General features: G+C 69.3%; 26 protein-coding genes. 14 read left to right on the top strand and 12 right to left on the bottom strand.

The window, feature by feature from the left end; all coding sequences use genetic code 11:
• Window positions 1-47: 47 nt before the first annotated feature.
• The 3 genes from C1N74_RS06245 to glgA all read right to left on the bottom strand — a co-directional run bounded on the left by C1N74_RS06245 (window position 48) and on the right by glgA (window position 2372).
• Window positions 48-299 carry a type B 50S ribosomal protein L31 gene (locus tag C1N74_RS06245; protein WP_018186539.1) on the bottom strand — a complete coding sequence of 84 codons (252 nt, stop codon included), beginning with the start codon at window positions 297-299 and terminating at the stop codon, window positions 48-50.
• Window positions 300-383: 84 nt separating this feature from the next.
• Window positions 384-1169 carry an ABC transporter ATP-binding protein gene (locus C1N74_RS06240; protein ID WP_023951405.1) on the bottom strand — a complete coding sequence of 262 codons (786 nt, stop codon included), beginning with the start codon at window positions 1167-1169 and terminating at the stop codon, window positions 384-386.
• A gap of 9 nt (window positions 1170-1178) precedes the next feature.
• Window positions 1179-2372 carry a glycogen synthase gene (gene glgA, locus C1N74_RS06235; protein ID WP_137750185.1) on the bottom strand — a complete coding sequence of 398 codons (1194 nt, stop codon included), beginning with the start codon at window positions 2370-2372 and terminating at the stop codon, window positions 1179-1181.
• 47 nt (window positions 2373-2419) lie between these two features.
• Here glgA and C1N74_RS06230 point away from each other — a divergent pair, with 47 nt between their 5' ends.
• The 3 genes from C1N74_RS06230 to C1N74_RS06220 are packed head-to-tail and all read left to right on the top strand — an operon-like array spanning window position 2420 to window position 5059.
• Entirely contained in the window at window positions 2420-3664 is a 1245-nt protein-coding gene (locus C1N74_RS06230; RefSeq protein WP_023951407.1) for a glucose-1-phosphate adenylyltransferase, read from the top strand.
• A 26-nt stretch (window positions 3665-3690) separates the two neighbouring features.
• Window positions 3691-4326, top strand: a complete 636-nt coding sequence (serB, locus tag C1N74_RS06225) for a phosphoserine phosphatase SerB (protein ID WP_023951409.1) — start codon at window positions 3691-3693, stop codon at window positions 4324-4326.
• A gap of 43 nt (window positions 4327-4369) precedes the next feature.
• Window positions 4370-5059: an alpha/beta fold hydrolase gene (locus C1N74_RS06220; protein WP_137750184.1), complete on the top strand. Its 690-nt coding sequence runs from the start codon at window positions 4370-4372 to the stop codon at window positions 5057-5059.
• A gap of 14 nt (window positions 5060-5073) precedes the next feature.
• Here C1N74_RS06220 and fabG read toward each other — a convergent pair whose 3' ends face one another.
• A complete protein-coding gene (gene fabG / locus C1N74_RS06215) occupies window positions 5074-5784 on the bottom strand; it encodes a 3-oxoacyl-ACP reductase FabG (protein ID WP_137750183.1) in 711 nt (236 codons plus the stop codon).
• Between the two features lie 103 nt (window positions 5785-5887).
• Here fabG and C1N74_RS06210 point away from each other — a divergent pair, with 103 nt between their 5' ends.
• Genes C1N74_RS06210 through C1N74_RS06195 form a run of 4 tightly spaced genes read left to right on the top strand, consistent with a single transcriptional unit; the run spans window position 5888 to window position 7862 of the window.
• Window positions 5888-6337 carry a DUF4190 domain-containing protein gene (locus C1N74_RS06210; RefSeq protein ID WP_023951415.1) on the top strand — a complete coding sequence of 150 codons (450 nt, stop codon included), beginning with the start codon at window positions 5888-5890 and terminating at the stop codon, window positions 6335-6337.
• A gap of 42 nt (window positions 6338-6379) precedes the next feature.
• A complete protein-coding gene (locus tag C1N74_RS06205) occupies window positions 6380-6730 on the top strand; it encodes a DUF3099 domain-containing protein (protein ID WP_258318014.1) in 351 nt (116 codons plus the stop codon).
• A complete protein-coding gene (locus C1N74_RS06200; RefSeq protein WP_036304608.1) occupies window positions 6727-6942 on the top strand; it encodes a hypothetical protein in 216 nt (71 codons plus the stop codon). The genes C1N74_RS06205 and C1N74_RS06200 overlap by 4 nt, the downstream gene beginning before the upstream one ends.
• Window positions 6939-7862 carry an SURF1 family protein gene (locus C1N74_RS06195; RefSeq protein WP_114598657.1) on the top strand — a complete coding sequence of 308 codons (924 nt, stop codon included), beginning with the start codon at window positions 6939-6941 and terminating at the stop codon, window positions 7860-7862. Before C1N74_RS06200 ends, C1N74_RS06195 begins: the two co-directional genes overlap by 4 nt.
• Before the next feature lie 15 nt (window positions 7863-7877).
• Here C1N74_RS06195 and C1N74_RS06190 read toward each other — a convergent pair whose 3' ends face one another.
• Window positions 7878-9476, bottom strand: coding sequence for an ABC-F family ATP-binding cassette domain-containing protein (locus C1N74_RS06190; protein WP_023951420.1), 1599 nt, complete (start codon window positions 9474-9476; stop codon window positions 7878-7880).
• 202 nt (window positions 9477-9678) lie between these two features.
• Here C1N74_RS06190 and C1N74_RS06185 point away from each other — a divergent pair, with 202 nt between their 5' ends.
• Genes C1N74_RS06185 through C1N74_RS06165 form a run of 5 tightly spaced genes read left to right on the top strand, consistent with a single transcriptional unit; the run spans window position 9679 to window position 14560 of the window.
• Window positions 9679-10719: an iron-siderophore ABC transporter substrate-binding protein gene (locus C1N74_RS06185; protein ID WP_064956818.1), complete on the top strand. Its 1041-nt coding sequence runs from the start codon at window positions 9679-9681 to the stop codon at window positions 10717-10719.
• 40 nt (window positions 10720-10759) lie between these two features.
• Window positions 10760-11797 carry an iron ABC transporter permease gene (locus C1N74_RS06180; protein WP_023951424.1) on the top strand — a complete coding sequence of 346 codons (1038 nt, stop codon included), beginning with the start codon at window positions 10760-10762 and terminating at the stop codon, window positions 11795-11797.
• The gene (locus tag C1N74_RS06175; RefSeq protein ID WP_137750182.1) at window positions 11794-12840 is read left to right on the top strand and encodes an iron chelate uptake ABC transporter family permease subunit; all 1047 of its coding nucleotides are present in this window, start codon (window positions 11794-11796) and stop codon (window positions 12838-12840) included. Before C1N74_RS06180 ends, C1N74_RS06175 begins: the two co-directional genes overlap by 4 nt.
• Complete coding sequence (locus tag C1N74_RS06170) at window positions 12837-13658, top strand: ABC transporter ATP-binding protein (protein ID WP_114598655.1); 822 nt, start codon at window positions 12837-12839, stop codon at window positions 13656-13658. Before C1N74_RS06175 ends, C1N74_RS06170 begins: the two co-directional genes overlap by 4 nt.
• The gene (locus tag C1N74_RS06165) at window positions 13655-14560 is read left to right on the top strand and encodes a siderophore-interacting protein (RefSeq protein WP_023951430.1); all 906 of its coding nucleotides are present in this window, start codon (window positions 13655-13657) and stop codon (window positions 14558-14560) included. The genes C1N74_RS06170 and C1N74_RS06165 overlap by 4 nt, the downstream gene beginning before the upstream one ends.
• Window positions 14561-14649: 89 nt before the next feature.
• Here C1N74_RS06165 and C1N74_RS06160 read toward each other — a convergent pair whose 3' ends face one another.
• From C1N74_RS06160 to sufB, 6 genes are all read right to left on the bottom strand, one after another.
• On the bottom strand, window positions 14650-15828 hold the full coding sequence (locus C1N74_RS06160) for a MalY/PatB family protein (RefSeq protein WP_137750181.1): 1179 nt from the start codon (window positions 15826-15828) through the stop codon (window positions 14650-14652).
• A 108-nt stretch (window positions 15829-15936) separates the two neighbouring features.
• Window positions 15937-16266, bottom strand: coding sequence for a metal-sulfur cluster assembly factor (locus C1N74_RS06155; RefSeq protein WP_023951434.1), 330 nt, complete (start codon window positions 16264-16266; stop codon window positions 15937-15939).
• 9 nt (window positions 16267-16275) lie between these two features.
• Window positions 16276-17046 carry a Fe-S cluster assembly ATPase SufC gene (gene sufC / locus C1N74_RS06150; protein WP_023951436.1) on the bottom strand — a complete coding sequence of 257 codons (771 nt, stop codon included), beginning with the start codon at window positions 17044-17046 and terminating at the stop codon, window positions 16276-16278.
• Window positions 17047-17061: 15 nt separating this feature from the next.
• A complete protein-coding gene (locus tag C1N74_RS06145; RefSeq protein ID WP_023951438.1) occupies window positions 17062-17391 on the bottom strand; it encodes a non-heme iron oxygenase ferredoxin subunit in 330 nt (109 codons plus the stop codon).
• Window positions 17388-18572 (bottom strand): Fe-S cluster assembly protein SufD, encoded by a 1185-nt coding sequence (gene sufD / locus C1N74_RS06140; protein WP_137750180.1) that lies wholly within the window; start codon window positions 18570-18572, stop codon window positions 17388-17390. The genes C1N74_RS06145 and sufD overlap by 4 nt, the downstream gene beginning before the upstream one ends.
• Before the next feature lies 1 nt (window position 18573).
• A complete protein-coding gene (gene sufB / locus C1N74_RS06135; protein WP_023951442.1) occupies window positions 18574-19992 on the bottom strand; it encodes a Fe-S cluster assembly protein SufB in 1419 nt (472 codons plus the stop codon).
• A 245-nt stretch (window positions 19993-20237) separates the two neighbouring features.
• On the opposite strand from sufB, the gene C1N74_RS06130 reads away from it, so the two are divergent.
• Entirely contained in the window at window positions 20238-21206 is a 969-nt protein-coding gene (locus tag C1N74_RS06130; RefSeq protein ID WP_137750179.1) for a heme A synthase, read from the top strand.
• Window positions 21207-21285: 79 nt separating this feature from the next.
• Window positions 21286-21780 (top strand): dinucleotide-utilizing enzyme, encoded by a 495-nt coding sequence (locus C1N74_RS06125; RefSeq protein ID WP_088380352.1) that lies wholly within the window; start codon window positions 21286-21288, stop codon window positions 21778-21780.
• A gap of 378 nt (window positions 21781-22158) precedes the next feature.
• Here the strand turns inward: C1N74_RS06125 and C1N74_RS06120 are convergent, their stop codons facing one another.
• Complete coding sequence (locus C1N74_RS06120; protein ID WP_023951449.1) at window positions 22159-23091, bottom strand: heme o synthase; 933 nt, start codon at window positions 23089-23091, stop codon at window positions 22159-22161.
• Window positions 23092-23216: the final 125 nt, after the last annotated feature.

The following is a 23216-nucleotide window of genomic DNA, read 5'->3' as shown; positions in this document are numbered from 1 at the left end:
GAAACGACGAAGGCCCCGCCGAAGCGGGGCCTTGATCGAAGAACGGCTTACTTGGAGCCGAAGTTCTTGAAGCGCTGGTTGAACTTCTCGACGCGGCCGGCCGAGTCCATGATGCGCTGCTTGCCCGTGTAGAACGGGTGCGAGGCGGACGAGATCTCGACGTCGATGACCGGGTAGGTCTCGCCGTCCAGCTCGATCGTCTTGTCGCTCGAGACCGTCGAACGGGTCAGGAACGTCTCGCCGGAGCCGAGGTCGCGGAAAACGACGGCGCGGTACTCAGGGTGAATGTCAGTCTTCATGGGATTCCTTACGTGGTGCCCTGGATTTTGCCAGGGCGAGGGAAGTCTGCGATGCGTCTGCAGCAAAGAGCGATCCTACCAGGTTCAGGATGAGGCCCGAGCCGCGTAGCGTCCGCGCTCCTCGCTGAGCGCAATGGACAGCCCGAACGTCTCGGTGAGGTTCTCGGCGGTGAGCGTCTCGGCCAGCGGACCGGCGGCGACGACGCCGCCCTCGCGCAACAGGAGCACGTGGGTGAACCCGACCGGGATCTCCTCGACGTGGTGCGTCACCATGATCATCGCGGGCGTGGTGGGCGCCTGGGCGTAACCGCCGAGGAGAGCGAGCAGTTCCTCGCGGGCGCCGAGGTCGAGGCTCGCCGTCGGCTCGTCGAGGAGCAGCAGCTCGGGGTCGGTCATGACGGCGCGGGCGATCTGGACGCGCTTCTGCTCGCCGTCCGAGAGCGTGCCGAAGGTCCGCTCGGCGAGTCCGTCGAGCTTCCACTCGGCGAGCACGCGCATCGCGCGTCGCTCGTCGATGTCCTCGTACTCCTCACGCCACCGCCCGGTCACGGCGTACGCCGCCGTGAGGACCACGTCGAGCACGGTCTCTTCGGCCGGGATGCGCCGGGCCATCGCCGACGAGGCGAATCCGATGCGCGGGCGCAGCTCGAACACGTCGGTCCGCCCGAGGCGCTCCCCCAGGATCTCGACGCTTCCCGAGGTGGGGTGGAGGAGGCTCGCCGCGAGCTGCAGCACCGTCGTCTTGCCCGCGCCGTTGGGCCCGAGCACCACCCAGCGCTGATCATCGGAAACCGACCAGTCGACCCGGTCGATGATGTTCCGGGCGTTTCGGCGGACGACGACGTCGGAGAACTCCAGGACCTGCGGCATGGGTTCAGCCTAGCGGCCGAGCCCCGCCACTCTCGCGTACAACGCGGCGGTCTCGTCGGCGATCGCCGACCAGCTGAACGAGCTGGCGGCACGCTCGCGGCCCGCGGCGCCGTAGCGTCGCGCCGTGTCGGGATCCGAGACGACCTCGGTGAGCGTGGCCGCCAGATCGGCGACGAACTTCTCGGGATCCAGCGGGGTACCGGTGCCGTCGTCGGACTGCTCGATCGGCACGAGGCGCCCGGTCTCGCCGTCGACGACGACTTCCGGGATGCCGCCGGTCGCGGTCCCGACAACGGCGGCCCCGCACGCCATTGCCTCGAGGTTGACGATGCCGAGCGGCTCGTAGACCGACGGGCAGACGAAGGTCGTGGCTGCCGTCAGGATCGCGCAGAGCTCGTCGCGCGGGAGGAACTCCTCGATCCAGACGACCCCGGAGCGCTCGGCCTGCAGCTCGCGCACGAGGCCCTGCACCTCGGCCATGATCTCCGGCGTGTCGGGCGCTCCCGCGCAGAGGACGACCTGCACGTCGACGGGAAGCAGGCGCGCGGCCCGCAGAAAGTACGGCAGGCCCTTCTGCCGCGTGATGCGTCCGACGAAGACCACGGAGGGGCGGGTGGGGTCGATGCCGTGGCGTTCGAGGACGGCGGGATCGTCGACGGGCCGCCACGACTCGACGTCGATGCCGTTGTAGATCACCGACACCTTCTCGGGATCGAGATCGGGATAGCTGCGCAGGATGTCGCGGCGCATTCCGTCGCTCACGGCGATGACGGCCGCCGCGTTCTCGTAAGCGGTCTTCTCGATGTAGCTCGACACGGCGTAGCCCCCGCCGAGCTGCTCGGCCTTCCACGGCCGCAGCGGCTCGAGCGAGTGAGCCGTGACGACGTGCGGGATGCCGTGGAGGAGCGAGGCGAGGTGCCCGGCGAAGTTGGCGTACCAGGTGTGGCTGTGCACGACGTCCGCGCCGGCGACGTCTCCGACGATCTCGAGGTCGGTCCCGAGCGTCTGGAGCGCGGCGTTGGCGTCGCTCAGCCCGACGGGGGTCGCGTAGGAGGTCGTGTCCGGCTCGTCCCGGTCTGCTCCGAAGGCACGGACCTGCACCTCCATCGTCTCGCGCAGGGCGCGGACGAGCTCGGTGACGTGCACCCCCGCTCCGCCATAGATCGCGGGAGGATACTCCTTCGAGACGATGTCTACACGCATGGGTCGAACGCTAGTACAGGAGCGTTCGACGGGCCTAGTGTGGTGCCATGCCAGCAGCGCCCAAGGTCTTCGGAATCGTTCTCGCGGGCGGGGAGGGTAAGCGCCTGATGCCGTTGACGGTGGATCGCGCCAAGCCCGCGGTCCCGTTCGGCGGCCAGTACCGCCTGATCGACTTCGCGATCTCGAACCTCATCAACTCGGGCCTGCGCCAGGTCGTCGTCCTGACCCAGTACAAGTCGCACAGCCTCGACCGTCACGTCTCGCAGACCTGGCGGATGTCGGCGCTGCTCGACTCGTACGTCGCCTCGGTTCCCGCCCAGCAGCGCCTGGGCAAGCGGTGGTTCTCGGGCTCGGCCGATGCGATCCTCCAGTCGCTGAACCTCATCAACGATGAGAAGCCCGACATCGTCGTCGTGATCGGAGCCGATCACGTCTACCGCATGGACTTCCGTCAGATGCTCGACGCCCACCTCGCCTCGGGCGCCCGGGCGACGGTGGCCGGCATCCGCCAGCCGATCGGCCTGGCCAACCAGTTCGGCGTCATCGACGTCGACCCCGCCGACGAGACCCGGATCCGCGCCTTCCTCGAGAAGCCCCAGGACCCCACCGGGCTGCCCGACTCGCCGCATGAGGTGCTGGCCTCGATGGGCAACTACATCTTCGACACCGACGCCCTCATCGAGGCGGTCGAGGCCGACGGCGAGCTGCCGACGTCGAACCACGACATGGGCGGCGACATCGTCCCCTACTTCGTCGACCGCGGCGAGGCCGCCGTCTACGACTTCAAGCGCAACGACGTGCCCGGGTCGACCCCGCGCGACCGCAACTACTGGCGCGACGTCGGCACGATCGAGTCGTTCTTCGACGCCCACATGGACCTCATCTCGACGTTGCCGATCTTCAACCTGTACAACACCGACTGGCAGATCCACTCGCAGGCAGTGAACTCGCCGCCCGCGAAGTTCGTGCGCGACAGCGTCGGGCGCATGGGCAACGCGATCGACTCGATCGTCTCTCTCGGCTCCGTGCTGTCGGGCACCCATCTCGAGCGCAGCGTCGTCGGCCCGTGGACGCTCTCCGGAGGCGGTGCGACGATCACCGACTCGGTGCTGTTCGACTACGTCAGCGTCGGCGCCGGGGCGCGTGTGCACCGGGCGATCCTCGACAAGAACGTCGTGCTCGAAGACGGCGCCACGGTCGGTGTCGACCGCGAACGCGACCTCGCCCGCGGCTTCACCGTGACCGACACCGGCATCACCGTCGTCGGCAAGAACGCGCGCGTCGAACGCTGACGCGCGTTCCCGCTAGCGTGGTGGTCATGCCCCACGCGCGTTTCCTCGTCGTCTTCGATGCCGACTCGACCCTCTTGCGCAACGAGGTCATCGAACTCATCGCCGACGAAGCGGGACGCGGGGCGGAGGTCGCCGCTGCGACGGAGGCGGCGATGCGCGGCGAGGTCGATTTCGCGTCGAGTCTGCGTTCACGCGTCGCGCAGCTCGCGGGTGTTCCGCTCACGGCCTTCGAGCGGGTGCGGTCGCGCGTCGAGCCGACACCGGGCGCGCGTGAGCTCATCGCGGCGATCCACGAGCGCGGCGGCGCAGCCGCCGTCGTCTCCGGGGGCTTCCACGAGGTGCTCGACCACATCGCTCCCGGCCTGGGGGTCGACCTGTGGCGCGCCAATCGGCTCGGGTCCGACGGCGCGACGCTCGACGGCACGGTCGCGGGCGACATCGTCGACGCGGAGGCCAAAGCGGCGTCGCTGCGCGAATGGGCGCGCGGTCACGACGTCCCCCTCGCCCGGACCATCGCCATCGGTGACGGGGCGAACGACCTGCGGATGATGGCGGCTGCCGGCCTCGGCATCGCCTTCAACGCCAAGCCCGCGGTGCGCCGCCAGGCGGACCTCGTGGTCGGCCCGGTCGACCTGCGAGAGGTCATCGCGCTCCTCCCCTGACGCGAGGCTGTCGCCTGTCCGGGCCGAGCGCTACGGTCGGGTCATGCACGTGATCCTCATCCCGGGCCTCTGGCTCGACGCCTCGTCCTGGGACGACGTCGTCCCCGCCCTCCGCGATGCGGGGCATCACCCGAACGCCCTCACGATGCCCGGCGTCGGCGACACCGCCGGAGCGGTCTCGGCGACCCTCCGCGACTGGGTCGACGCGGTGGTCGCCCGCATCGACGACCTCCCCGGCCAGCTCGCCCTCGTGGGGCACAGCGGCGGCGGGAACGTCGCGTGGGCGGCCGCCGACCGGCGCCCCGATCGCATCGCGCGGGTCGTCCTCGTCGACACCCTCCCGCCCGCGCCCGGCGCTGAGATCTCGGCGTTCCCGGTCGTCGACGGCGTCGTGCCGTTTCCCGGTTGGGAGTTCTTCGACGAGCCGGATGTCGCCGACCTCGACGACGGCACGCGCTCCCGGTGGGCGGCCCGCACGCACCCGGTTCCGGCAGCGGTGCCGACCGATGCGGTCGATCTCGACGACGCACGCCGTCACGGCATCCCGGTGACCGTCCTGTCGGGCTCGGCCGACGAACCCGGAATCCGCGAGATGCTGGCGGCCTGGCCACCCTTCCTCGCTGAGTTCGAGGCGCTCGAGGACGTCACGGTCGTCGAGCTCGGCTCAGGCCACTGGCCCCAGTTCTCGCAGCCCGATCGACTCGCGCGCAAGATCGTCGCCGCGCTCTCCTGACGCTCGGCGCCGCGTCAGTGCCCCATTCCGAGACCGCCGTCGACCGGGATGACGGCACCGGAGATATAGGCCGCGTCATCCGAGGCGAGCCAGGCCACGGCCCCGGCGACCTCGGCGGATGAGCCGTAACGACTCGCCGGAATGCTGCGCTTGTACTCCGCCTGCGTCTCTTCGGGAAGAGCCGCGGTCATGTCCGTCTCGATGAATCCCGGGGCGACGACGTTCGCCGTGATGCCGCGGGCGCCGAGCTCGCGGGTGAGCGAACGGGCGAATCCCACGAGTGCCGCCTTCGACGACGAGTAGTTGATCTGTCCTGCTGAGCCGAACAGGCCGACGACGCTCGAGATGAGGATGACGCGACCCCATTTGGCCCGCAGCATGCCCTTCGATGCCCGCTTGACGACGCGGAACGCGCCGCCGAGGTTGGTCGCGACGACCGAGTCGAAGTCATCCTCGGTCATACGGAGCAGGAGCGTGTCCTTCGTGATGCCGGCATTCGCGACGACGACCTCGACCGGACCGAGCTCGTTCTCGACCTGAGTGAACGCGGCGTCGATCGATGCAGCGTCCGTCACGTCCGCCCGGACGGTCAGCGCACCCTCGGGTCCCTCACCCGAACGGGCCGTCACCGCGACGCGGTGGCCGTCGGCGATGAAGCGCTCCGCGATCGCGCGGCCGATGCCGCGATTGCCTCCGGTGACGAGAACGACTCGGGACGTGGACATACGACTCTCCTGTGTCTGCGGCGGGAACCTCGCAAGCCTAACCGCAGCGCGCCCGACGGCCGCGAACGATAAGCTGGCGGCCCGACGTCGACGAGGAGCAGATGTGAGCGACCAGCCCCAGCCGCAGCAGCCGTACCCCGCGCCCGGGCAGCCCGCCTCCGGCGCGCCCACCCCGCCCCCGGCGCCGCCGTACGCCAACCCGCCGCAGCAGGCGTACCAGCCCGCGGGCTACCCCGCGCCCGCCTACGGCTACGGCGGCGGCTACCCCCAGCAGAAGACGAACACGCTCGCGATCGTGTCGATGATCGCCTCGATCGTGGGCTTCATCTGGCTCCTGCCCGTCATCGGGTCGATCGCCGGCGTCATCATGGGCCACATCTCGCTGTCCCAGATCAAGCGGACGAACGAGAAGGGCCGCGGCATGGCGATCGCGGGCCTCATCGTCGGCTACGCCGGGCTCGCCCTGGCGGTCATCGGCATCATCGCCTTCGCCGCCTTCATCGGCTGGGCCATCGAGCAGGACAGCTACAGCACCTACTCGTCGAGCTTCTGAGACCGGCCTCCCCCGGCCCCGCGGGCGTATCCTTGATGCACCGTGAAGCATCAGCCCGCCACCCCGTCGGCGACCTCGCTCCCGCGAGCCCCGCACGACGACTCGAACCGTCGCATGACGAAGTACTTCATCATGATGGCGGTACGCGTGGTGTGCTTCGTCCTCATGGTCGTCATCACCCCCTACGGCTGGCACACGGCGGCCTTCGCGGTCGGAGCGGTGTTCCTGCCGTACATCGCCGTCGTGATCGCGAATGTGGGAGACGATGCGCGGGAGCCCGCTGCCGTCTCGCCCCTCGCAGCGCTCCCCGAGCACCCCGACGAAACCACGCGCGAGCCGCAGGCGCCTGCGAAACCGACCGTCATCGAGATCCGGGAGTCACGGCCGGAGTGAACGACATCGAGTGCTCCCGCGCCGGATGCCGCGCGTCGGCACGGTGGCGGGTCATCTGGCGCAACCCCCGCATCCACGCCGCCGACCGGCGGAAGATCTGGGTGGCGTGCGACGACCACGTCGCATACCTGCGCGAGTTCGTCGCGGCGCGGGACTTCCCCGTCAGCGTGGAGCGTCTCGTCGTGGACACGACCGAGGCGGGCGCATCATGAGAGGTAAGACCGCCCTGCGTTGGACCGGCTATGTCGCCGTCGCCATCGCCTTCGCGATCGCCTGCGCCTACCTGTCGAACTGGCAGTTCACGCGCAACGAGGAGCGGAGCGCGCAGCTCGAGCTCGTCGAGCGGAACTACGACGCCGATCCCGCGGCGCTATCGGAGATCCTCCCGTCCGGGACCGAGTTCGATCCGGCCGACGAGTGGCACCCCGTGGAGCTCATCGGCGAGTACCGGGCCGACGACCAGGTGCTGGTGCGCAACCGCCCCCACGGAGGCACCTCCGCCTTCGAGGTGCTCGTGCCGTTCGAGACGACGGACGGGCGGATCTTCATCGTCGATCGCGGCTGGGTACCCCCGGCATCCGACAGCCCCGAACCCGCCGCGATCGCCGCACCGCCCTCGGGCACGGTGACGGTGGTCGCTCGCCTCAAGCCCGCCGAGGCGGCGCCCACCTCGGGGCGGTCGGCCCCCGACGGTCAGGTCCCGACGATCAACGTCGACCTCGTCGCCGACGAAGCCCGCCTGACCGGCGATGTCGTGACATCGGCATACGGGCTCCTCGTCTCGGAGGATCCCGCGCCGGCCGACGGTCTCGGTGCCATGCCGATCCCGTCCGAGGACCCGGGACCGCACCTGTCGTACGCGATCCAGTGGATCCTGTTCGCGATCATGGGCTTCGTCTTCATCTGGTACATGATCCGCACCGAGCGCCGGCACCGACGTGAGGACGAAGAGGATGCTGCGGCCGCCGCGCTCGCAGCGCCCGAGGCAGCCGAATCACCGGCACCCGCGGCCACGGCATCCGGCTCGGGTGAGGCGTCCGTCGTCCCGGCGAGCCTCCGGCGCCGCCGCGACGTGAAGCGCGACCGCGACATGGAGGACGAGGACGCGATCCTCGACTCGACGCGCAGCTGATCGCGCCCCGGGCCGTCAGGCCAGGGTGATGAGCTCGAGGTAGTCGCGTCCCCAGATGTCCTCGACGCCGTCGGGAAGGATCAGCACACGCTCGGGATTGAGCGCCTCGACGGCTCCCTCATCGTGCGACACCAAGACGACGGCGCCCTCGTAGTGAGCGAGCGCGCCGAGGATCTCGTCGCGTGACGCGGGATCGAGGTTGTTGGTCGGCTCGTCGAGCAGCAGCATGTTGGCCGACGAGACGACGAGGGTCGCCAGCGACAGACGGGTCTTCTCGCCGCCGGAGAGCACCCCGGCGGGCTTGAGCACGTCGTCCCCGGTGAACAGGAACGATCCGAGCACCTTGCGCGCCTCGGTCTCGGTGATGTCGGGCGCGGCAGACATCATGTTCTGGAGCACCGACCGCGCCACATCGAGGTTCTCGTGCTCCTGCGCGTAATAGCCGATGCGAAGGCCGTGCCCGGGCTCGAGCACGCCCGTGTCGGGCTGGTCCACGCCCGCGAGGATGCGCAGCAGCGTCGTCTTGCCGGCACCGTTGAGACCGAGGACGACGACCTTCGACCCGCGGTCGATGGCGAGATCGACGTCGGTGAAGATCTCCAGCGAACCGTACGACTTCGACAGCCCCGACGCCATGAGGGGCGTCTTCCCGCAGGGGGCGGGCTTGGGGAAGCGCAGCTTCGCGACGCGATCTTCCTGGCGAACCTCGTCGAGACCCGAGAGGAGCTTCTCGGCGCGCGCCACCATCTGATGCGCGGCTGCTGCCTTGCTCGCCTTCGCGCCGAAACGGGCCGCCTGCTGCTGCAGGGCGGTCGCCTTCTTCTCGGCGTTGGCGCGCTCCTTCTTGCGACGCTCCTCATCCGCGACGCGCTGGCGCAGGTAGTTTTTCCAGTTCATGTTGTAGACGTCGATGACCTGACGCATGGCGTCGAGGTAGAAGACGCGATTCACGGTCTCGCCGACGAGTTCGACGTCGTGGCTGATGACGATCAGGCCGCCCTTGTACCCCTTCAGGAACTCCCGCAGCCACACGACGCTGTCGGCATCGAGGTGGTTCGTCGGCTCGTCGAGGATCATCGTCTGCGCGTCCGAGAACAGGATGCGGGCCAGCTCGATGCGCCGCCGCTGCCCACCGGAGAGTGTCTTCAGCGGCTGATCGAGGATGCGGTCGGGCAGCGACAGATTATGGGCGATCGATGCGGCCTCGGCCTCGGCCGCGTAACCGCCGAGCGCTTCGAACCGCTCCATGAGATTGCCGTACCGGCGCATGGCCTTGGCCGCCGCGGCTTCGTCATCCGAACCCATCTCGAGCGACGCGCTCTGCATCTCCACCGCGATCGTGCCGAGGCCGCGGGCGTCGAGGATGCGCGTGCGTGCGAGCATCTCCGGGTCACCCGAGCGCGGGTCCTGCGGCAGGTAGCCGAGCTCGCCCGAGCGTTCGACCTTGCCGTCGCTGGGCAGCAGGTCGCCGGCGAGCACCTTGGTCAGAGTGGTCTTGCCGGCGCCGTTGCGACCGACGAGTCCGATCTTGTCTCCGTCGGAGACGCGGAAGGACACGTCCGACATCAGCGTGCGCGCGCCCACGCGGATTTCGAGGTCGTGCACGGCGAGCACAGCGATCGTCCAATCGTCAGGAACAGGGAGGGGCGGCCGAACGGCCAGCCTCTCATCCTACTCGGTGTCGGCGCGGCCGTTCCTCGAGCTGCCGAGAACCACGCGGTGCGGCACCTTCAGTCCGGCTGCAGCGGATTGGCGGGATGCGCGCCGCGGACGTAAAGTAAGCCTGCCCTTACTCACCTCTCCTCTGGAGGACACTGTGCCCCGCATCCGCACAGCCGCCGCAGCCCTCATCGCAGCCACGCTGCTCCTCGCCGGCTGCGGTTCCACCGCGGCTCCCGACTCGGCGCCCGCCGCTTCGAGCGACGCGTCGTCCGACGCTTTCCCCGTCACCATCGATCACGCGTTCGGACAGACGACGATCGAGAGCAAGCCCACGAGGGTCGCGACCGTCTCGTGGGGAAACCAGGAGGCCGCGCTCGCTCTGGGCGTCGTGCCCGTCGGCATGCCCGCGGTGACCTGGGGCGACGATGACGGCGACGGCATCCTCCCCTGGGTGAAGGACAAGCTCGACGAGCTCGGCGGCGAGACGCCCGTCCTCTTCGACGAGGCCGAGGGCATCGACTTCGAGGCCGTCGCCGACACCCAGCCCGACGTCATCCTCGCCGCCTACTCGGGGCTGACGCAGGACGACTACGACACCCTGAGCAAGATCGCCCCGGTGGTGGCGTACCCCGACATCGCCTGGGGCACCAGCTGGCAGGAGCTCACCGTCATGAACGGCACGGCCCTCGGGCTCAAGGACGAGGCGGAGACCCTCGTCGACGACCTGACCGCACACCTGAACGATCTGACGGGCGCGTACCCCGACATCGCCGGCAAGACGACGCTGTTCAGCTCGTTCGACGCGACCGACCTGAGCCAGATCGGCTTCTACTCGACGGCCGACCCGCGCCCGCTCTTCCTCGAGGACCTGGGGCTGACCCCGGCGGCGACCGTCGCCGAGCAGTCGAAGGGCACCGACCAGTTCTGGATCACCAACAGCACCGAAGAGATCGAGCGATTCGCCGACCTGCAGGTGCTCGTGACCTACGGCGATGACACCACGCTCGCGGCGATGCAGGCCGACCCGCTGCTCTCGCGGATCCCCGCCGTTGCGTCGGGAGCCGTCGTCGTGCTGCCCGCGGCGAACGACCCGCTCGCTGCCGCCGCCAACCCCAGCCCCCTTTCGATCACCGATCCGCTGACCTCGGAGTACGTCGACATGATCGGTGCGGCTGCCGCGAAGGCGAGCTCGTGATCGCAGTCGACCTGCTCCGGATGCCGTGAGCGTTCCGACCATGACGACGGCCCCCGCCGCCGTGAACGCGCCCCTGCGGCGCGACTCGCGGCGGCGGCGGGTCGTCTGGCTCGTCATCCTGGCGCTGCTCGTCCTGGTGGCGGCCATCGTCTCGGTGACGTTCGGAACGCGTGCCGTCTCCTTCGACGACATCATCGCGGGCCTCACCGGGAGCATCGAGAGCACCTCGGCGGCCGCCGTCTCCAAGCGCGTTCCGCGCACGGTGCTCGCGTTGGTCGTGGGCGCGGCCCTCGCCGTGTCGGGCGCCGTCATGCAGGGTGTCACGCGCAACCCCCTCGCGGACCCGCAGATCCTCGGCATCAACGGCGGCGCATCGCTGGCCGTCGTCATCGGGCTCGCCTTCTTCGGCGTGTCCAGCGCGTTCGGCTACATCTGGCTCGCCATGCTGGGCGCGGCCATCGCAGCCGTCTTCGTCTACACGATCGGGTCCCTGGGCCGCGGCGGCGCGAGCCCTCTCAAACTCGCTCTCGCGGGGGCGGCGACGGCGGTCGCCTTCAGCTCGCTGATCAGCGCCATCCTCCTCCCCCGCATCGACGTGATGAGCGTCTTCCGGTTCTGGCAGATCGGCGGTGTCGGCGGTGCCACCGTCGAGAAGATCCTCCTCGTACTCCCCTTCCTCGCGGTCGGAATGGTCATCTGCCTCGCGGCCAGCGCCGCACTCAACTCGCTCGCGCTCGGAGACGAGCTCGCGGCGGGGCTCGGCGAGCGCGTTCGCACGGCGCGCCTGGTCGCCGCACTCGGTGCCGTCATCCTCTGCGGCGCCGCGACCGCCGTCGCCGGCCCCATCGGCTTCGTCGGGCTGATCGTGCCGCACATCTGCCGCCTGCTCGTCGGTCCCGACCACCGCTGGCTCCTCCCCGTCTCGGCGCTCGTCGGCGGGGGGCTTCTCATCGTCGCCGACGTCGTCGGCCGTGTGATCGCGCGCCCTCAGGAAGTCGAGGTCGGAATCGTGACCGCGCTCATCGGAGCCCCGTTCTTCATCGCGATCGTCCGCCGACAGAAGATGCGCGCTCTGTGACCGCCGCAGCCACCCGTGCGACCATCGACGTCGTCGTCGCCGGTCGCACGCGGCGCGCCTGGCGCAGACGGGTCGTCGTCGGCTCGCTGCTGACAGCTGTCGTCGTCATGTACGCGGTCTCGCTCATGGTCGGTCAGACCTTCTACACCCCTGCCGAGGTCTGGGGCGTCATCACCGGCCAGACCGTTCCCGGTGCCTCGTTCACCGTCGGCGAGCTACGACTGCCCCGGGCAACCGTCGCACTCCTCACGGGTCTCTGCTTCGGAATGGGCGGCGCCGTGTTCCAGACGATGCTGCGCAATCCGCTCGCCAGCCCCGACATCATCGGCGTCAACGCCGGCGCGAGTGCCGCGGCGGTCGTCGGTATCGTCTTCCTGTCGCTCAGCGAGGCGGGCATCTCGCTGCTGGCCACCGTCGCCGCACTGGCGACTGCGCTGATGATCTACCTGCTCGCGTTCAAGGACGGGGGTGCCGGGGCTCGCTTCATCCTCATCGGGATCGGTGTCGCGGCGATCTTCAACAGCGTCGTGTCCTACGTGCTCTCGCGCGCGGCGGAATGGGATCTTCAGGCCGCGATGCGGTGGATCACGGGCAACCTCAACGGAGCGTCGTGGGGTCAGGCGGTCCCGCTGGCGCTCACGATGGTCGTGGTCGTTCCCGTTCTGCTGTGGCTGACTCGCGACCTCGAGCTCATGCGCCTCGGCGACGACACGGCGGCAGCTCTCGGTGTCCCCGTCGAACGCCGCCGCGTCCTGCTCATCGTCGCCTCCGTCGCGCTCCTGGCCTTCGCCACCGCAGCGGCCGGCCCGATCTCGTTCGTCGCGTTCCTCTCGGGCCCGATCGCCGCACGGATGATGGGGCCCGTCGGATCCCCGGTTCTCGCCGCGGGTCTGTTCGGGTCGCTCCTCGTCCTGGTCGCCGACCTCACGGCGCAGTATCTGCTGGGCATCCGCCTGCCCGTCGGCGTCGTCACCGGGGTGCTGGGTGCTCCCTATCTCATCTTCCTGCTCATCCGCAGCAGCCGCTCAGGAGGCTCACTATGACCGCGGACCGCTCTCTCGAAGCGCGTGGCGTCCGTCTCGGCTACGGTGACCGCGTCATCGTCGACGAGCTCGACCTCACGGTCCCCGGAGGCCGTATCACCGCGATCGTCGGCGCCAACGCATGCGGCAAATCGACGCTGCTGAAATCGATGGCCCGGCTCCTCACCCCGCGGTCCGGAAGCGTGCTGCTCGACGGGAAGGACATCCACCGGCTGCCGACGAAGCGGGTGGCTCGTGATCTCGGTCTGCTGCCGCAGTCGCCGATCGCTCCCGAGGGCATCACGGTCTCCGATCTCGTGAGCCGCGGCCGGACGCCCCACCATGGCCCGCTGGCCCGCTGGACCCGGGCCGACGACGAGGCGGTAGCCCAGGCGCTCGATGCGACCGACACGGCCGCCATCGCCGATCGCTCCGTCGACGAGCTATCGGGCGGCCAGCGGCAGCGTGTGTGGATCGCCATGGCGCTGGCCCAGCAGACCGATGTGCTCCTGCTCGACGAACCGACGACGTTCCTCGACGTGAGTCACCAGATCGACGTGCTCGACCTGCTCACCGACCTCAATCGCGGTCGCGGCACGACGATCGTCATGGTTCTGCACGACCTGAACCTCGCGGCGCGGTACGCCGACTACCTCGTCGCGATGGCCGGCGGGCACCTCTACGGCGCCGGCGACCCCGGAGAGGTCCTGACCGCCGAGACCGTGCGCGCGGTGTTCGGGCTCGACAGCCGCGTCATCCCCGACCCGCTCACGGGGCGGCCGCTCGTGCTCCCCATCGGGCGTCACCATGTGCCCGCAGAGCTGATTGGAAAACCATGACTCGCCCCGCACTCGACTTCTTCCGCGTCTCCGTCGCGGCCATCACCGACCTGACCCCCAGCTTCCGGCGCTTCACCTTCCGCAGCGACGACCTGGCGGAGTACGGCGACCCCGGCTTCGACCAGCGCGTGAAGATCCTGTTCCCCACCGAGACCGCGTCCATCGACACCATGCCGACGGGCCCGGACTGGTACGAGGGCTGGCGCGCACTCGCCCCCGACGCCCGCCCCGTGATGCGGACGTACACGACGCGCGCTGTCCGGCCCGAGCTGCGCGAAGTCGACATCGACATGGTCGCGCACGATGTCATCGGCCCGGCCTCGGCATGGATCGCGGATGCGCGCGTCGGCGACGAAGTGCTCATCCTGGCGCCGACGACCGCGCACACCGGGGTGAGCTACGGAATCGATTTCGTTCCGCCCGCCGACACCGACGCTATCCTGCTCGCCGGCGACGAGACGGCCGCCCCGGCGATCGCGGTGATCCTCGAACAGCTCCCGGCCGACGCGCGCGGCACTGTCGTGCTCGAGCTCCCGACGAGCGGCGACCTCGACTATCTGCCGCACCACCCCGGGTTCGAGCGCCGGATCGCGGCGCGGGCCGACGAGGGCCAGCGCCACAGCCACCTGATCTCGACGGTGGAGCAGACCGCCGCACGGCTGGCACCGGCCGGCATCGGCGCCGAGGTCGAGGAGATCGACATCGACGCCGACATCCTCTGGGAGGTGCCCCGCACGGCCAAGGGAGGGGCCGCCCTCAAGCGCGCTCCCCTCTACGCCTGGCTCGCCGGCGAGGCGTCGGCGATCAAGACGCTTCGACGCCACCTGGTCGGCACCGTCGGCGTGGATCGCCGCGCCGTCGCGTTCATGGGCTACTGGCGGCTCGGGCGCTCCGAGAACTGACGACGCACGCAGGACGACTCGCCGGTATCTGCGGGTGCGAGGCGCCCGGCATCCGCATTCCCTGGCGAGTCGACGACGCGGCGGACGCCTCAGCCGCGGGCCAGCACCGTCTGACGCGCGAACGCGCCGACGCGGCCGACGGCGTCATGCAGGACGTCGGGCCCGCAGCCGAAATTGAGCCGCACGTGCCCGACGCCCTCGGCTCCGAAGAACGGGCCATGGTGAAGGGCGACCCGGGCGCCTTCTCGGATCGGGTCGGCCGGGTCATCGCCCCAGCCGTACGCCGACACGTCGATCCACGCGAGGAACCCCGCGTCGGGGACGCGATAGCGCGCAAGCGGAAGGTGCTCGGCCAACAGCTCCCCCAGCAGCCGCCGGTTCTGATCCAGGCGCACGAGGAGGCTGTCGAGCCACGCATCCGATTCGGGCGAGAACGCGGCGATCGTCGACAGCGCGCCGAACAGGCCGGTGCGCCATTCGACCTCCCAGGGCAACCCGCGTACGACGTCTGCATTCCCCTCGGACGCGGTGACGATCACCGCACACTTCAGTCCGGCGAGGTTGTACGCCTTCGATGCGCTCGTCACCGCGTATCCGACGGCGGCGGCCTCGGGCGACGCTGTGAGGAAGGGGACGAAGGCGACCTCGCCGCCCGTGAGGGGTCCGTGGATCTCGTCGCTGATCACGACGGCGCCGTATCGGTGCGCCAGAGCAGCGAGTGCTCGCAGGGACTCGACCGAGTGCACGGTTCCCGTCGGGTTGTGGGGGTTGCAGAGCAGAACAGCTCGCGCGCCGCCGATGAGGGCCCGCTCGATGCCGTGGAGATCGAGCTCCCAGCCCGAGCCGGTGTCGGTCAGCGGCACCTCTTCGACGATGGCCCCCGCCTCGGCGACCGTATCGAAGAACGGCGGGTACACCGGGGGGTGGACCACGACCCGGTCACCGGGAGCGACCGTGGCGCGCAGGAGCTCGACGACGCCCATCATGACGTCCCCGGTCCAGCGGACCCGGCTCGGGTCGACCGTCCATCCCCATCGGCGGTGGGCGAACCCAACGAAGGCCTCGGCGATACCGGGCTGCGGCGGCGTGTAACCGGTGTCGCCGATCTCCACGGCTTCGCGCAGCGCACTCGTGATCGGCTCCGCGAGCGCGAAATCGGTCTCGGCGACGAACATCGGGATGACGTCGTGCGGGTACGATCGCCATTTCGTGCTCGACCGTCGCCGCAGCGTCTCGAGCGGGAGGGCGTCGAGGGGCTGGGTGCTCATCCGGCGAGCCTAGCTGCGCCGCCAGGCGTCGCGCCGGTAGGTGTCGCCGCATGACGAAAGCCCCGGATCCGCCGTCGGGCGGTCACGGGGGCTCGTCTTCAGGAGTCGTCAGATCGCGAAGCCGAGAGCGCGCATCATGTCGCGGCCATCGTCCGTGATCCGCTCGGGACCCCACGGCGGCATCCACACCCAGTTGATGCGGAAGCGATCCACGACGTTGTCGAGAGCCTGAGCCGTCTGCTCCTCCAGGACGTCGGTCAGCGGGCAGCCCGCCGACGTCAGCGTCATGTGGATGATGAGAGCGTCGTTCTCGTCGTCCCACGCGAGGTCGTAGATGAGACCCAGGTCGACGACGTTGATCCCCAACTCGGGATCCATGACGTCCTTGAGAGCCTCGGTGACCTCGTCGTATTTCTCGGGCGCGAGTGTTGCGGTCATGTAACGATCCTACGCGTCGACGGGGGTGTCGGCGTCGAGGAAGCGGTCGTAGCCCTCTTCCTCGAGTCGGTCGGCGAGCTCGGGCCCGCCCTCTTCGACGATCCGGCCCTTGACCATGACGTGAACGAACTGCGGCTGGATGTACCGCAGGATGCGCGTGTAGTGCGTGATCAGCAGCACACCCAGGTCGGTGTCGGCCTTCGCACGGTTCACGCCTTCGGAGACGATCTTCAGCGCGTCCACGTCGAGGCCGGAATCGGTCTCGTCGAGCACCGCGATCTTCGGCTTGAGAAGCTCGAGCTGGAGGATCTCGTGACGCTTCTTCTCACCGCCCGAGAATCCCTCGTTGACGTTGCGCTGCGCGAACTTCGGGTCCATGCGCAGGTTGGCCATCGCCTGCTTGACGTCCTTGGTCCACGAGCGGATCGCGGGCGCCTCGCCCGCGACGGCCGTCTTGGCCGTGCGGAGGAAGTTGGTGACCGTGATGCCGGGCACCTCGACCGGGTACTGCATGGCGAGGAAGAGGCCGGCACGGGCCCGCTCGTCGACCGACATCTCGAGGACGTCTTCGCCGTCGAGCGTGATCGAGCCGCCGGTCACGGTGTACTTGGGGTGTCCGGCGATCGCGTAGGCGAGCGTCGACTTGCCGGAGCCGTTGGGCCCCATGATCGCGTGGGTCTCGCCGGTGCGCACCGTGAGGGTGACGCCGTTGAGGATCGGGGTGGCCCCCGCCTCGGTCTCGACCGTCACGTGCAGGTCGCGGATCTCGAGAACAGACATGTCGGGTTCCTTACTTCACTTCACATCGCGGGTCACGGCGGGATCGATGAGGATGTCGTCCCCCTCGATCGTGACCTCGTAAACGGGGACCGGCTCGTACGCCGGAAGATTCAGGGGCTGACCGGTGCGCAAGGAGAACGCCGAGCCGTGCGCCCAGCACTCCAGTGTGTCGCCCTCCACGAAGCCCTCGGCGAGCGAGATGTCGCCGTGCGTGCAGGTGTCTCCGATCGCGTGCACCTCGCCGTTGGCGTCGAGGACGACCGCCATCGGCACCTTGTCGACGACGACGCGCACCGCGGTGTCCTGCTCCAGCTCGCTGAGCTTGAGCACCTTCTGAGCGGTCACGCGTCGGCTCCCGCCGCCAGCTCGGCCTCGATGGCCTCCAGCAGCTCGTCCGCGAGCTCGTCGACGCCCATCTTCTGGACGATCTCGGCGAGGAATCCGAGCACGACCAGGCGGCGAGCCTCGGCCTCGGGGATGCCCCGCGCCTGCAGGTAGAACAGCTGCTGATCGTCGAACCGGCCGGTCGCGCTGGCGTGGCCTGCACCCTGGATGTCGCCCGTCTCGATCTCGAGGTTCGGGATCGAGTCGGCACGCGCACCGTCGGTGAGGACCAGGTTGCGGTTCGCCTCGTAGGAGTCGGTCCCCACGGCGTCGGGGCCGATGAGCACATCGCCGATCCAGACGCTGTGGGCGCTCTCGCCCTGCAGCGCGCCCTTGTACAACACATCGCCCACCGTCTGCGGGCCCTTGTGGTGCAGGTACACCTGGCTCTCGAGGTGCTGGCCGGAGTCGGCGAACGACAGACCGTACATCCGCCCCTCGGCCCCTGCGCCGGCAAGCTCGAGCGACGGGTTGACGCGGACCACCGCGCCGCCGAGGCTCACCACGACGTGCGTGAGCGAGGCGTCGCGGTCGACGCGGGCCTGATGCGCCGCGGCATGGACCGCGTCGTCGTCCCAGCGCTGCAGCGAGACCACCGTCAGCGCTGAGCCGTCGCGAGCGATGATCTCGACGTTCTGCGCGTGGGCGGCCGTCCCCTCGTGGCGGAGGATGACGGTGCCGCGCGCGTTCGGCATGGCCTCGATCACCACGTGCGCGTGGGCCAGGCCGCCGTTGCCGCGAAGGCTGACCACGACCGGCTCGGCCAGCTCGACGCCCGCGGGGATCCGCAGCAGCGGCGCCTCGGCCTCCTGCGACCACGCGATGGCGCTCGGCAGGTCCTCGGGACGGAAGACCTCGCCGCGGGGCGCATCGCCCACGCGGAGCCGAGACTGCTCGACCTCGGCGGGCGCGCTCACCTCGACCGACACGACGCCCGTCGGACCGGCCTCGTCGACCAGCAGCGGGGCCAACCGGTCGATGGGGGTGTGCTTCCAGTTGACCTCGCGGCCCGTCGGGGCGCCGAAATCGGCCGGGTCGTACGACGACGGCCGCTCGGACCGCGTCTGGACGGGAACGAATGCCGCTGCAGGGTCGATGTGGCCCTTCTCGCCGGTGGCGGGGGCCTGGGTGACGCTCGTCATATCAGCCGACGCTGCCTTCCATGCCCATCTCGATGAGCTTGTTGAGTTCGAGGGCGTATTCCATCGGGAGCTCGCGCGCGATCGGCTCGATGAAGCCGCGCACGATCATGGCCATCGCCTCGTCCTCGGGCATGCCGCGGCTCATGAGGTAGAACAGCTGCTCCTCGGACACCTTGGAGACGGTGGCCTCATGCCCGAGCTGGACGTCATCGACGCGGATGTCGATCGCAGGGTACGTGTCGGACCGCGAGATCGTGTCGACGAGCAGGGCGTCGCAGCGCACGGTGTTGGCCGAGTGGTGCGCGTTCGCGTCGACCCGGACCTCTCCGCGGTAGCCGGCCCGCCCGCCGCCGCGCGCGATCGACTTCGAGACGATCGACGACTGCGTGTAGGGCGCCATGTGGATCATCTTGGCGCCGGCGTCCTGGTGCTGACCGGGACCGGCGAAGGCGACCGACAGGGTCTCGCCCTTCGCGTGCTCCCCCATCAGGTAGATCGACGGGTACTTCATCGTCACCTTGGAGCCGATGTTGCCGTCGACCCACTCCATGGTCGCGCCCTCGTGGGCGACGGCGCGCTTGGTGACGAGGTTGTACACGTTGTTGGACCAGTTCTGGATCGTCGTGTAGCGAACGCGGGCGTTCTTCTTCACGATGATCTCCACGACCGCCGAGTGGAGCGAGTCGCTCTTGTAGATCGGCGCGGTGCACCCCTCGATGTAGTGGACGTAGCTGTCCTCATCGGCGATGATCAGGGTCCGCTCGAACTGCCCCATGTTCTCGGTGTTGATGCGGAAGTAGGCCTGCAGCGGGATCTCGACGTGGACGCCCTTGGGAACGTAGACGAACGAGCCGCCCGACCACACCGCCGTGTTCAGCGCCGCGAACTTGTTGTCGCCCGCCGGGATGACGGTGCCGAAGTACTCCTCGAAGAACTCGGGGTGCTCGCGGAGAGCCGTGTCGGTGTCCATGAAGATGACGCCCTGCGCCTCGAGATCCTCACGGATCTGGTGGTACACGACCTCGGACTCGTACTGGGCCGCGACACCGGCGACAAGACGCTGACGCTCGGCCTCGGGGATGCCGAGCTTCTCGTAGGTCTCGCGGATCTCCTCGGGGAGGTCCTCCCACGACTGCGCCTGCTTCTCGGTCGAGCGCACGAAGTACTTGATGTTGTCGAAGTCGATATCGCTGAGGTCGGCGCCCCACGTGGGCATCGGCTTGCGGCCGAACAGCTGGTAGCCCTTCAGACGGGTCTTCAGCATCCACTCCGGCTCGTTCTTGAGGGCCGAGATCCCGCGGACGACGTCCTCGTTGATGCCGCGCTGCGCGACAGCGCCCGCGGCATCCGTGTCGTGCCAGCCGAACTCGTACACCCCCAGGCCTTCGAGTTCCGGTCGGTCGATCAGCACATCCGACATGACTTTCCTCCTCTTCGCACCGCAACGGTGTCATCCGTCCCGGCATTCCCGACTCCGACGGGAGTCACGTGGACGGGGATGCCGATTCGCGGGCCTGATGGACGCGGATGCCGCGCCTAGACTATGAGGGACGACGTGCACACGCGCCGCCATCCCGAACACACCCGATTCTACAGGCAACGCCCCCATCCGCGGGCCTGCCCGGAACGTACGAGGCGCGAATCGAGCGCCCCCGGAGGACTCCGATGTCATTGGTCCGAACCCGCCCCGGACTCGTCGCGACGATCATGCCCACCGCCATCACGCGATGGACGCGCGTCATGGCATGGCTGCTCGTCATCACGAACATCGGCATCGTCGGCACCGGCGGCCTCGTCCGGCTCACCGGATCGGGCATGGGGTGCGAGACGTGGCCGTACTGCACGGAGGGTTCGCTCACCCCGACACCCGAGATGGGCATCCACGGTCTCATCGAGTTCGGCAACCGCACCCTGACCGGCGTGCTCGTCATCGTCGCGCTCCTGGCCTTCCTGTCCGTCATCCGCCTGCGCGCCACGCGACGCGAGCTGCCGGTGCTGAGCTTCCTCGTCGGCCTCGGGATCATCGTGCAGGCCGTCGTCGGTGGCATCACGGTGTGGCTGCACCTGCACCCGAGCATCGTGGGGCTCCACTACCTCATCTCCGCGGCCCTCGTCGCCCTCGCGACCGCATTCCTCGTGCGCGTCTACGCCACTCCCGGCCCGCGCGTGCGCATCGTGCCCCGCGCGTACGCCATCACGACGCACGTGACTACTCTCGCGGTGACCGTGACGGTCGTCGTCGGCATCCTCCTCACCGGGGCCGGACCGCATGCCGGCGACGACGCGGCCGCCCGCAACGGTCTCGACCCGATCTTCTGGCAGCACGTGCACAGCTGGCCCGCCTACATCACCCTCGTGCTGACGCTCGTGCTGGTCTCCGGCGCGGTGCGCCTCCCCCGCACGACCGGGCTGCAGCGATGGACGGGCCTCCTGCTCGGCGTCGAGCTGCTGCAGATCGCGGTCGGCCTCTGGCAGGCGCGTACGGGCCTGCCAATCGCGCTCGTGAACATCCACATGGTGCTCGCCGTGGCCCTCGTGTCCGCGATGGTCGCCGTCGTGATGTCTCTCAAGGCCCCGCTGGCCAGCGCGGCGCCCGCGGCCGCCCGAGAGGTCGCGCACACAGAAGCCTCATAGGCTTCGGAAGGGGCACGCAGAGGTCGATCCCCCAGAGTGTTCGAGGCCGCCGACAGCGGTCGCGACACGAAGGAGCACCATGAGCGTTCACCCCCGCATTGTCCGCAGCATCCCGTTCTGGATTCTCGTTGCCGGATCGGTTGCCGCGATCGGCGGTGGCACCTATGTCCTGGTCGAGAAGCTCAGCCACATGGAGGCGACCATTCTCGACAATACCGCCACGGGTGTCGACGTCTACGTCGGCCAGATCTGGGGCGTCTTCGGCGGCATCCTGCTGGGTGCCGGTGTCGTCGGTCTGGCACTCGCCCTCGCCACCGCGGCGCTGAGCTCGGTCCTCTCCGCTGCTGCGCGCGGCGCCGGCGCGCAGCAGGAGCACCACACTGCGGTGCCCGCCGCAGCCGAGCCCGTCGTCGCGGCGCCCGTGGCGTCGGAGACCGCCATCTCGGAGCCCGCGGCCTCGGAGACGCCCGTCTCGACGGAGACGACCGCGGTTCGCGCCGCCGACACCTCGGCGCCCGACCCGGCGACGACCTCGACGCTGGAATCGCCGGCCGGCGACGCGCAGCAGCGCTGACCACCGCCGCACTCGTTCAGGACGGCCGTCCTCCTCACCGCCCGGGCTCACCGGGAGTCAGGAGGGCGGCCGTTCTGCACGCTCTGCTCAGTTCTCAGCGCACCCCTGCCGACCCCGAAGACGCTGCCGGGCCCCCGGTCCGGGCAACGTCACCTGGCAGCGGACGCCCCAACCCACGCCTCGAAGGGGACCAACTGCCCAGCGAGCCCAACCCAGCGAGCGCCCCTGGCAACACACGCCCCAACCCACTCCCCGAAGGGGCACCAACTGCCCAGCGAGCCCAACCCAGCGAGCTCACCTGGCAGCACACGCCCCAACCCACTCCCCGAAGGGGCACCAACTGCCCAGCGAGCCCCGCAGGGCGGGCGGGCGCCGGTGTCAGAAGGGCAGCAGCGGGTCGACCGCGATGGCGACGAAGACGAGCGTCAGGTAGGTGATCGACGCGTGGAACACGCGCATCGGGCGAGCCTGCTCGCCACGGACGGCGCGGTTGTACAGGCGGTGCGACTCGTACAGGAACCACCCGCCGAAGACGATCGCCGACACGCTGTAGACAAGCCCCATGGGCGCGACCGGGATGAGCAGCAGCGAGCACGCCACTGTTGCCCACGCGTAGAGGATGACCTGCAGACCGACCTGAGAGCCGTTGCGGGTGGCGCCGAGCATGGGGACGTCGACCTCGTCGTAGTCGTTCTTGTACTTCATCGACAGCGGCCAGTAGTGCGGCGGGGTCCAGAGGAAGACGAGGACGAAGAGGATCAGCGCCGCCCAGGAGAGCGAGCCGGTCACGGCGGACCAGCCGATCACGACCGGGAAGCACCCCGCAATGCCGCCCCAGACGATGTTCTGCTCGGTGCGGCGCTTGAGGATCATCGTGTAGATGACGACGTAGAAGAAGATCGCGAAGACGCTGAGGGATGCCGCGACCCAGTTCGTCGTGACGGCGAGCCAGACGGTGGATGCCACGGCGAGGGTCCACGCGAAGATGAGCGCACCCCGAGCCGACACCTCGCCCGTCACGATGGGGCGATTCTCCGTGCGCTTCATGTGCGCATCGATGTCGCGATCGAGGTACATGTTGAACGCGGCAGCGGATCCCGCGCTCATCGCTCCCCCGACCACGGTCGCCAGGACCAGCCACAGGTTCGGCAGGCCACCGGCGGCGAGGATCATGACCGGGACGGTCGTCACGAGCAGCAGCTCGAGCACGCGGGGCTTCGTCAGCGCGACGTAGGCGCGCACCGTGGCACCGAAGGACGTGCCGCGAGAAGTGTCGACAGAGGCCGAACCCGCAGTCGTCGTGATGTCCATCGCTCCCCGCATCTCACCCGCTGTGAACCTGTCCAGTCTAGGGCATCCCCCGAGCGGGGCCTCCGGGAGGCGGCTGCTGCACGCCGTCACAAGACGACGTCCGCGCCCCGGGCGCCTGACGTGAT

This window comes from Microbacterium sp. SGAir0570, assembly GCF_005491085.2.
In the GTDB taxonomy this organism is placed as follows: domain Bacteria; phylum Actinomycetota; class Actinomycetes; order Actinomycetales; family Microbacteriaceae; genus Microbacterium; species Microbacterium arborescens.
The sequence above is the reverse complement of the archived record's forward strand: the minus strand, read 5'-3'. Positions and strand labels throughout refer to the sequence as shown.

What these genes read in the sequence shown, in the direction of transcription:
- C1N74_RS06245 (WP_018186539.1), bottom strand. Translation starts at nt 299, where the DNA reads ATGAAGACTGACATTCACCCTGAGTACCGCGCCGTCGTTTTCCGCGAC.
- C1N74_RS06240 (WP_023951405.1), bottom strand. Translation starts at nt 1,169, where the DNA reads ATGCCGCAGGTCCTGGAGTTCTCCGACGTCGTCGTCCGCCGAAACGCC.
- glgA (WP_137750185.1), bottom strand. Translation starts at nt 2,372, where the DNA reads ATGCGTGTAGACATCGTCTCGAAGGAGTATCCTCCCGCGATCTATGGC.
- C1N74_RS06230 (WP_023951407.1), top strand. Translation starts at nt 2,420, where the DNA reads ATGCCAGCAGCGCCCAAGGTCTTCGGAATCGTTCTCGCGGGCGGGGAG.
- serB (WP_023951409.1), top strand. Translation starts at nt 3,691, where the DNA reads ATGCCCCACGCGCGTTTCCTCGTCGTCTTCGATGCCGACTCGACCCTC.
- C1N74_RS06220 (WP_137750184.1), top strand. Translation starts at nt 4,370, where the DNA reads ATGCACGTGATCCTCATCCCGGGCCTCTGGCTCGACGCCTCGTCCTGG.
- fabG (WP_137750183.1), bottom strand. Translation starts at nt 5,784, where the DNA reads ATGTCCACGTCCCGAGTCGTTCTCGTCACCGGAGGCAATCGCGGCATC.
- C1N74_RS06195 (WP_114598657.1), top strand. Translation starts at nt 6,939, where the DNA reads ATGAGAGGTAAGACCGCCCTGCGTTGGACCGGCTATGTCGCCGTCGCC.
- C1N74_RS06180 (WP_023951424.1), top strand. Translation starts at nt 10,760, where the DNA reads ATGACGACGGCCCCCGCCGCCGTGAACGCGCCCCTGCGGCGCGACTCG.
- C1N74_RS06170 (WP_114598655.1), top strand. Translation starts at nt 12,837, where the DNA reads ATGACCGCGGACCGCTCTCTCGAAGCGCGTGGCGTCCGTCTCGGCTAC.
- C1N74_RS06165 (WP_023951430.1), top strand. Translation starts at nt 13,655, where the DNA reads ATGACTCGCCCCGCACTCGACTTCTTCCGCGTCTCCGTCGCGGCCATC.
- C1N74_RS06160 (WP_137750181.1), bottom strand. Translation starts at nt 15,828, where the DNA reads ATGAGCACCCAGCCCCTCGACGCCCTCCCGCTCGAGACGCTGCGGCGA.
- C1N74_RS06155 (WP_023951434.1), bottom strand. Translation starts at nt 16,266, where the DNA reads ATGACCGCAACACTCGCGCCCGAGAAATACGACGAGGTCACCGAGGCT.
- sufC (WP_023951436.1), bottom strand. Translation starts at nt 17,046, where the DNA reads ATGTCTGTTCTCGAGATCCGCGACCTGCACGTGACGGTCGAGACCGAG.
- sufD (WP_137750180.1), bottom strand. Translation starts at nt 18,572, where the DNA reads ATGACGAGCGTCACCCAGGCCCCCGCCACCGGCGAGAAGGGCCACATC.
- sufB (WP_023951442.1), bottom strand. Translation starts at nt 19,992, where the DNA reads ATGTCGGATGTGCTGATCGACCGACCGGAACTCGAAGGCCTGGGGGTG.
- C1N74_RS06130 (WP_137750179.1), top strand. Translation starts at nt 20,238, where the DNA reads ATGTCATTGGTCCGAACCCGCCCCGGACTCGTCGCGACGATCATGCCC.
- C1N74_RS06125 (WP_088380352.1), top strand. Translation starts at nt 21,286, where the DNA reads ATGAGCGTTCACCCCCGCATTGTCCGCAGCATCCCGTTCTGGATTCTC.
- C1N74_RS06120 (WP_023951449.1), bottom strand. Translation starts at nt 23,091, where the DNA reads ATGGACATCACGACGACTGCGGGTTCGGCCTCTGTCGACACTTCTCGC.